9 protein-coding genes are annotated in these 7732 nt (G+C 64.3%); 6 read left to right on the top strand and 3 right to left on the bottom strand.

The features are described 5' to 3' along the window. The first annotated feature begins 137 nt into the window (after positions 1 to 137). The 5 genes from EOA28_RS17880 to EOA28_RS17855 all read left to right on the top strand — a co-directional run bounded on the left by EOA28_RS17880 (position 138) and on the right by EOA28_RS17855 (position 4603). On the top strand, positions 138 to 1502 hold the full coding sequence (locus EOA28_RS17880) for an NAD(P)-dependent oxidoreductase (protein ID WP_127250690.1): 1365 nt from the start codon (positions 138 to 140) through the stop codon (positions 1500 to 1502). A gap of 2 nt (positions 1503 to 1504) precedes the next feature. After that, a complete protein-coding gene (preA, locus tag EOA28_RS17875; protein WP_127250691.1) occupies positions 1505 to 2818 on the top strand; it encodes an NAD-dependent dihydropyrimidine dehydrogenase subunit PreA in 1314 nt (437 codons plus the stop codon). A gap of 341 nt (positions 2819 to 3159) precedes the next feature. Then, on the top strand, positions 3160 to 3678 hold the full coding sequence (locus EOA28_RS17865) for an Rrf2 family transcriptional regulator (protein ID WP_127386490.1): 519 nt from the start codon (positions 3160 to 3162) through the stop codon (positions 3676 to 3678). Positions 3679 to 3714: 36 nt separating this feature from the next. After that, positions 3715 to 4173, top strand: a complete 459-nt coding sequence (locus tag EOA28_RS17860) for a carboxymuconolactone decarboxylase family protein (protein ID WP_127250659.1) — start codon at positions 3715 to 3717, stop codon at positions 4171 to 4173. A 64-nt stretch (positions 4174 to 4237) separates the two neighbouring features. Then, on the top strand, positions 4238 to 4603 hold the full coding sequence (locus EOA28_RS17855) for a DoxX family protein (protein ID WP_127250661.1): 366 nt from the start codon (positions 4238 to 4240) through the stop codon (positions 4601 to 4603). Positions 4604 to 4613: 10 nt separating this feature from the next. Here EOA28_RS17855 and EOA28_RS17850 read toward each other — a convergent pair whose 3' ends face one another. Then, entirely contained in the window at positions 4614 to 5336 is a 723-nt protein-coding gene (locus EOA28_RS17850; protein ID WP_127250663.1) for an SDR family oxidoreductase, read from the bottom strand. Beyond that, the gene (locus EOA28_RS17845; RefSeq protein WP_127250665.1) at positions 5333 to 6196 is read right to left on the bottom strand and encodes an SDR family NAD(P)-dependent oxidoreductase; all 864 of its coding nucleotides are present in this window, start codon (positions 6194 to 6196) and stop codon (positions 5333 to 5335) included. The genes EOA28_RS17850 and EOA28_RS17845 overlap by 4 nt, the downstream gene beginning before the upstream one ends. 103 nt (positions 6197 to 6299) lie before the next feature. Here EOA28_RS17845 and EOA28_RS17840 point away from each other — a divergent pair, with 103 nt between their 5' ends. Then, positions 6300 to 7172, top strand: coding sequence for a helix-turn-helix transcriptional regulator (locus EOA28_RS17840; protein WP_127250666.1), 873 nt, complete (start codon positions 6300 to 6302; stop codon positions 7170 to 7172). Between the two features lie 322 nt (positions 7173 to 7494). Here the strand turns inward: EOA28_RS17840 and EOA28_RS17835 are convergent. Beyond that, the coding region (locus EOA28_RS17835) for a TetR family transcriptional regulator C-terminal domain-containing protein (protein WP_189342083.1) at positions 7495 to 7732 on the bottom strand (238 nt) is incomplete at its 5' end.

The raw sequence follows: 7732 nt of genomic DNA, 5'->3' as shown, positions 1-7732 counted from the left end.
TCAATGAGGCGGCTATAACATGACTTGATTTGTCATGTTTTTACTCAACCTTTTCAGGGGTTTGGCCGAAAATTGACCAATTGATAAAAAAATAAAACGTGCTAGCCTTCCCCAAAACGACAACAAGGGGAACTGGAATGGCGACTGGTCATTTCATCGAGGGCATTGCCGGCGGCCGGCTGTCTTCCGAGCAATATGCCGACAATTTTTCCGACCTGCACCCGCCGCTCGATCACCACGAAGCGCTGGTCGAATCCGACCGCTGCTATTTCTGCTACGACGCGCCCTGCATGAATGCGTGCCCGACCTCGATCGACATCCCGCTGTTCATTCGCCAGATCGCGACCGGCAATCCGCTGGGCTCGGCCAAGACGATCTTCGACCAGAACATCCTTGGCGGCATGTGCGCCCGCGTCTGCCCGACCGAGACGCTGTGCGAAGAGGTCTGCGTGCGCGAAGTGGCCGAAGGCAAGCCGGTGCAGATCGGCCGGCTGCAGCGTTACGCCACCGATGTCGCGATGAGCGAGGGCAAGCAGTTCTACAAGCGCGCCGAGCCGACCGGGAAAAGCATCGCCGTGGTCGGCGCCGGTCCGGCCGGGCTGGCGGCGGCGCATCGCCTTGCCCGCCATGGCCATGAGGTGACGATCCTGGAGGCACGGCCGAAGTCCGGCGGCCTCAATGAATATGGCATTGCCGCCTATAAGAGCGTCGACGATTTCGCCCAGGCTGAGGTCGACTATGTCACCGCGATCGGCGGCATCGACATCCAGAACGGCAAGGCGCTCGGCCGCGACTTCCAACTGGCCGACCTGATGCGCAACTATGATGCGGTGTTCCTCGGCATGGGGCTCGGCGGCGTCAATGCGCTGCGCGCCGAGGGCGAAGACGCCGACGGCGTTGCCAATGCGGTCGAGTTCATCGCCGAACTGCGCCAGGCAAGCGACCTCTCCAGCCTGCCGGTCGGCCGTCGCGTCGTCGTCATCGGCGGCGGCATGACGGCGGTCGATGCCGCGGTGCAGTCGAAGCTGCTCGGCGCGGAGGAGGTGACGATCTGCTATCGCCGCGGCCAGGAGCATATGAACGCTTCGGAGTTCGAGCAGGATCTGGCCGCCGCCAACGGCGTCACCATCCGCCACTGGCTGCAGCCCAAGCGCGTCATTGCCGAGAACGGCAAGGTCTCGGCAATCGAGCTCGAATACACCGCTATGAGCGGCGACAAGCTTGTCGGCACCGGCGAAAGGCTCACGCTCGTCGCCGACCAGGTGTTCAAGGCGATCGGCCAGAGTTTTGTGCCGGCGCATCTCAACGGCAGCGCAGAGGCGATCGAACTCGAAGGCGGCCGCATCAAGGTCGATGCCGAAGGCCGCACCTCGCTGGCCAAAGTCTGGGCCGGCGGCGATTGCATCTTCGGCGGCGACGATTTGACCGTATCGGCGGTGGCGCAAGGGCGCGACGCGGCCGAGAGCATCCACCGGGCACTGACCTCTAATGGGAGGGCATGAGCATGGCAGACATCCGCAACAATTTCATCGGCATCAAGTCGCCAAATCCGTTCTGGCTGGCCTCTGCGCCGCCCACCGACAAGGCCTACAATGTCGAGCGCGCCTTCAAGGCCGGCTGGGGCGGCGTGGTGTGGAAGACGCTCGGCGAAGAGGGGCCGCCGGTCGTCAATGTCAACGGTCCGCGCTATGGCGCGATCTGGGGCGCCGACCGCCGGCTGCTCGGCTTGAACAACATCGAGTTGATCACCGACCGCGACCTGCAGACCAACCTGCGCGAGATGAAGCAGGTGAAGATGAACTGGCCGGACCGGGCGCTCATCGCCTCGATCATGGTGCCTTGCGTGGAGGAAAGCTGGAAAGCGATCCTGCCCTTGGTCGAGGAGACCGGCGCCGACGGCATCGAGCTCAATTTCGGCTGCCCGCACGGCATGAGCGAGCGCGGCATGGGCTCGGCGGTCGGCCAGGTGCCGGAATATATCGAGATGGTGGTGCGCTGGTGCAAGCAGTATACGCGCATGCCCGTCATCACCAAGCTGACGCCCAACATCACCGACATCCGTAAGCCAGCGAGAGCCGCGCATGCCGGCGGCACCGACGCCGTGTCGCTGATCAACACGATCAACTCGATCACCGGCGTCGATCTCGACTCCTTTGCGCCACAGCCGACCATCGACGGCAAGGGCTCGCATGGCGGCTATTGCGGCCCGGCGGTGAAGCCGATCGCCATGAATATGGTGGCCGAGATCGCGCGCGATCCTGAAACCCGCGGCCTGCCGATCTCCGGCATCGGCGGCATCACCACCTGGCGCGACGCCGCCGAATTCATGGCGCTCGGCGCCGGCAATGTGCAGGTCTGCACGGCGGCGATGACCTACGGCTTCAAGATCGTGCAGGAGATGATCGCCGGCCTGGAGAACTGGATGGACGAGAAGGGCCATGCCTCGCTCTCCGATATCATCGGCCGCGCCACGCCCAACGTCACCGACTGGCAGTATCTCAACCTCAACTATGTCGCCAAGGCGCATATCGACCAGGACGCCTGCATCAAATGCGGCCGCTGCCACATCGCCTGCGAGGACACCTCGCACCAGGCGATCACCAGCATGGTGGATGGTGTGAGGCATTTCGAGGTGACCGAGGCCGAATGCGTCGGCTGCAACCTCTGCGTCAATGTCTGCCCGGTCGAGGGCTGCATCACCATGGCGCCGCTGGCGGCCGGCGTCGTGGACCAGCGCACCGGCAAGCCGGTGTCGCCGATCTACGCCAACTGGACGACGCACCCCAACAATCCGATGGCCAAGGTAGCGGCGGAATAAACTCGGGTTCCTCGCCCCACGACAGTGGGGAGAGGTGGCCCGGCGAAGCCGGGACGGAGAGGGCGCCTTCGCGGCGGCTGGACACCGCCAAGGCCCTTAATTGCTTTTTTCCCTGCGCCTCGTCCTTGACCGGTTTCTGGCTTCGCAGAGGGTGGTCCCCCTCTCCGTCCCGGCTTCGCCGGGCCACCTCTCCCCCGCTTTGCGGGGTGCGAGGAACCCAGGTCCTGCGAAGCGCCGTTCACTCACATTGCCTTGATGAATTGGCAGAGCAATTTGCATTTTCCCATTGCAGATAAAAATTATCCACGATAAGTTATATCCACGAATTGGAGATCGGCACGATGAAACTGGGCGATGGCGTTGAGGCGGCCATCCACTGCGCGGCGACGCTGGCCAGCGTGGACGGCAACAGCACCATGCCGGGCGCGGCGCTGGCGGAGTGTTTCGGGCTGTCGCCGAGCTATCTGTTGAAGCATCTCAACCAGCTCACGGCGGCGCGCATCCTTGAATCGGTGCCGGGGCCGGCGGGCGGCTACAGGCTGGCGCGGGCGGCGGAACGTATCACGCTGCTCGATATCGTGCTGGCGGTCGAGGGCAGGGAGCCTGCCTTCCGCTGCGGCGAAATCCGCCAGCGCGGCCCGGTCAAGATTGACGCCTCGGCCTATGTGAAGCCCTGCGGCATCAACGCCGCGATGCTCAAGGCCGAGCGCGCTTATCGGGCAGCGCTTGCCGACGTGAAGCTGTCCGATCTCGTTGCGGAGTACGCCGCCGAAGGCGATCCGCGCTCCTATGCCGCGAGCTGCGCTTTCGTCGAGCGCCACCAGCGGCCGCAGAAATCCGCTTCATCCAAGCAGACTTAAACCCCTAACCCGCCCAAAAAACTGGAAGGAAAGACGATGAAACAGAGATTGCAGTTCTTTGCCAAGGCGCCGGAAATCATGAAGGCGGTGTCGGCGCTCAACAAGGCCGTCGACGAATGCGGGCTGGAAGTGAGCCTGCTGCACCTGATCAAGCTCCGCGCTTCGCAGATCAATGGCTGCTCATACTGCGTCGAGATGCACAGCCGCGAGGCGAGGCGCGACGGCGAGACCGAAACCCGGCTCTATCTCGTCGCCGCCTGGAAGGAATCGCCGCTGTTTTCCGAGCGCGAGCGTGCCGCTCTCGCATGGACCGAGGCCGTGACGCTGATCGCCGACAATGGCGTGTCGGACGAGCTCTACGCCAGCACGCTCGAGCATTTCTCGGAAGAGGAACTGGTCAAGCTCTCGGTCGCACTCGGCATGATCAACACGTGGAACCGGTTGTGTATTCCCTTCCACGCCATTCATCCGATGCCGGCTGCCAAGGCTGCCTGAGTGTATTCATCGATAGCGTGGGCCTGTGACAGGCCCACGCTTTTTTCATTTTCAGATCAACGACATGTTTGAGAATTTTGAGAACGAGATTCTAATCATCGCACGGCTGCTGCTCGGCGGTGCTTTCGTCTTTGCCGGACTGAACAGAAAGCTGGTCGCTTCGTTGATGGCCGCGCGTGGTGTCCCGCAGGCCGCGCTCGCTCTGTGGCTCGGCATCGTGCTGCAGGTCGCGGCTGGGGCGCTGGTGATCGCCGGCATATGGACCGCGCCAGCGGCGGCGGCCCTGATCCTGTTCCTCATCGTCGCGACGCCGATGTTCCACAATTTCTGGGATCATCAGGGTGCCGATCGCGCTGTCCGTATCAACGGTGTCGTCAGCAATGCCGCGCTTGGCGGAGGCTTCTTGGCGCTGATCGCGCATTCGCTTTGACGGTCCAGGGCTAGGCCGCGAACCTCAAGCCGCCGTCGCAGGTCAGCACCTGACCGGTCATGAAGCTGTTCGAGACCAGGAAGGCAATCGCCTCGGCGACATCCTCGGCGCGGCCGATGCGGCCGACCGGAGTCTTGCCGGCATATTCGGCAAACACCGCTTGCCGCTGATTGTCCGGCAAGAAATCCCACCAGGGCGTGTCGATGACGCCGGGCGCCACGACGTTGACGCGCAGCGGCTTCAGCTCGACAGCGAGGATCGGCGCGACGGTCAAGAGCATGCCGTTGATGGCGCCGATGCCGGCGACGCCCGGCGCCGCGATCTGCGCCGAGACAGCCGAGATGAAGGTGACCGATCCGGTCTTGTTCAGCGTCGGCAGGGCTGCCTGCAGACAGGACAATTGCGGCCGGATCTTTTCGTCGACGCCGCTGCCGATATCGGCGAGGTCGAGCGTCGCGAACGGTCCCATCCCCTTGCCGCCGCTCGCGGCGAGAACCAGGTGATCGAACGGCCCTAGGTCTTTGAAAAACCGCTGCACCTCATCAGGATTGCCGGCATCGAACGCAGCCTTGTCGGCTGAGCCGCCCAGGCTCTTCCACGCAGCCTTGAGTTTTTCCTCATTGCGGCCGGTGATCGTGACTTTCATGGCGGGGCTGACCAGCTTTTTGGCCGTCGCGAGGCCGATGCCGGATGAGCCGCCTATGATGACGCAATGTTCGATGGTCTCGCTCATGGGTGTTGTTCCTTGGATGTTGCAGAAGATTGTCCGGTCAATTCGAGGCTCAGCGCCCGCAGCCGGCGGCGCGCCTTTTTGTCATAAGCCTGCGCATCGGCGCGCGATTCCCGCTGGCCGTCGAAATAGCGGCCGCTGCGCCTTTCGAGCGCCGGGGAGGTCGCGAGGTTGAGGATGGCGTCAGCGCCGGTCTCGACCGAGCTCAATGGTCTGACGCCCGCCTGCCGGACCATCGTGGTGTCCATGTAGCTTGCCGGATGCAAGGCGTTGACGGTGATGCCGGTGCCCTCGAGCTGCTGAGCCAGATCGACGGTGAACAGGATCTGCGCCAGCTTGCTCTGGCAGTAGGCGCGCACGCCGCTATAGCCGTGCGTCAGCATGACGTCGTCGAAATCGATCGCCTGCTGGCCGGCCGAGGCGACGTTGACGATGCGCGCCGGCGCGCCTGCCTTGAGAAGCGGCAAGAGCTCGCACGTCAGCAGGAAGCCGGCGAGATAGTTGACGGCGAAGCGCAGCTCGTAGCCGTCGGCACTGACCTGCCGCTTGGCGCCCTGGCCGCCGGTGCCGACGCCGGCATTGTTGATCAGGATGTCGAGCCGGTCGGTCCTGGCGCGCACGGCTTCGGCGAGGCGGCGTACTTCGGCGAGGCGGCGTACTTCGGCAAGCGAAGCGAGGTCGGCGGCGAGGAATTCCGCCTCGCCGCCCTTGGCCTCTATCGCGGCGACCGTCGCCTTGCCGCGGCCTGCGTCGCGGCCATGCACCAGCACGCGGGCTCCGGCGGCGCCGAGCCTTTCGGCGACCACACGGCCGACGCCGTCGGTCGAGCCGGTGACGAGAATGGTTTTGTCCTTGTGTTCCATGTCCAGAGCCTCCTTGCGCTGCTCTGAACGGAAAGATGGGACACCGCGCGCATCCCAAACAGTTCAAACTTTATCCTGGTATCAGTACTGCTATAATAGGCGCATGGATGCCATCGCCCTTTCCCCCGAAGATCACCGCCGGCGCGAGCTCGGCGCTTTCCTGCGTTCGCGGCGCGAACGGCTTTCGCCTGATGCGGCCGGCATCGCTTGCGGCGCACGGCGGCGCACGCCGGGCTTAAGGCGCGAAGAAGTGGCGATGATCGCCGGCGTCGGCACGACCTGGTACACCTGGCTGGAGCAGGGCAGAGACGTGCGTCCCTCGGTCGAGGTGCTGTCGGCGCTCTGCCAGGCGCTGCGGCTCGACGGCGCCGAGCAGCGCCATCTGTTCACGCTCGCCGGGCGCCAGCAGCCGGAGCGGCGGCGCATCGTGCAGACAAAGGTCGAAGGACCCTTGCTGCACATGCTGGAGAGCCTGGTGCTGCAGCCCGCCTATGTCGTCGGCCCGCGCTGGGACGTGCTGGCCTGGAATGACGCAGCGGTCGCCATTTTCGGCGATTACGGCCAGCTGGAGGGCGATGCCCGCAACATCCTCCACGGCGTCTTCACCGATCCGCACCGGCGGCACCTTTTGGTGGACTGGGAGCAGCTGGCGCGCGCGACCCTTGCCGCGTTCCGCGCCGAGAGCGCGAAATACACCGGCGATCCGGATTTCGAGCGGCTGATCGCGCTGATGATGCGCTCAAGTCCGGAGTTCCGCGAATGGTGGCCGCAGCGCGATGTCGTGCACAGGCTTTCCGGCCTGAAGCACCTGCGGCATCCGATCGCCGGCGCGATGACGTTCGAGCATATGAGCCTCTCGATCGACGACGGTTCGGATATGAGGCTGATCGTCTATACGCCGCTTGCCGAGCAGAACTCGGTAGCGAAGTTGAAGAAGCTGCTCGAGGGGCTTCCGACCGAGCGGCGCAGCGCGTGAGGTCGATTGCTGGAAGGCGGAGCCGTCCGAGAAAGGCAGCGGCAAGCCCATCACTTCGTCATCCATGGGCGGAGCAAGGAGCGTAGCGACGCAGCGCAGACCCGAGGATCCATTCCGTGACTTCAATGCGCTTCTGCGGTGCAGAATTCTGCTCCGCTGCGCCCTTCGATCAAGGTAACGGAATGGATCCTCGGGTCTCCGCGTCCGCTTCGCTCCCGCTCCGCCCGTGGATGACGAAGTGACGGACGCCTCGCCAGTCTCCAAGGTCGGCAACAAGCAGATGACGGAGACGGGTCGCACCCGCTAAGCCATCTTGTCGACGCTAGCCCTTCGGCTTCAACCCATCCAGGAACAGCTGCTCCAGGAACCGCGCCGCGTCCTCGAAGCGGCCGTCGCCGCCGCGATCGGCGCCGAGCACGGCGCGGACCTGGACGTCGAAATCGGCATAGTGCTGGGTTGTCGCCCAGATCGAGAAGATCAGGTGCCAGGGATCGGTGCGGGCGATCTTGCCGGCGCGCATCCAGCCCTTGATGACGGCAGCCTTCTCGTCGACCAGGGTC

The organism is Mesorhizobium sp. M2A.F.Ca.ET.067.02.1.1 (genome assembly GCF_004023285.1).
GTDB lineage: Bacteria > Pseudomonadota > Alphaproteobacteria > Rhizobiales > Rhizobiaceae > Mesorhizobium.
The sequence above is the reverse complement of the archived record's forward strand: the minus strand, read 5'-3'. Positions and strand labels throughout refer to the sequence as shown.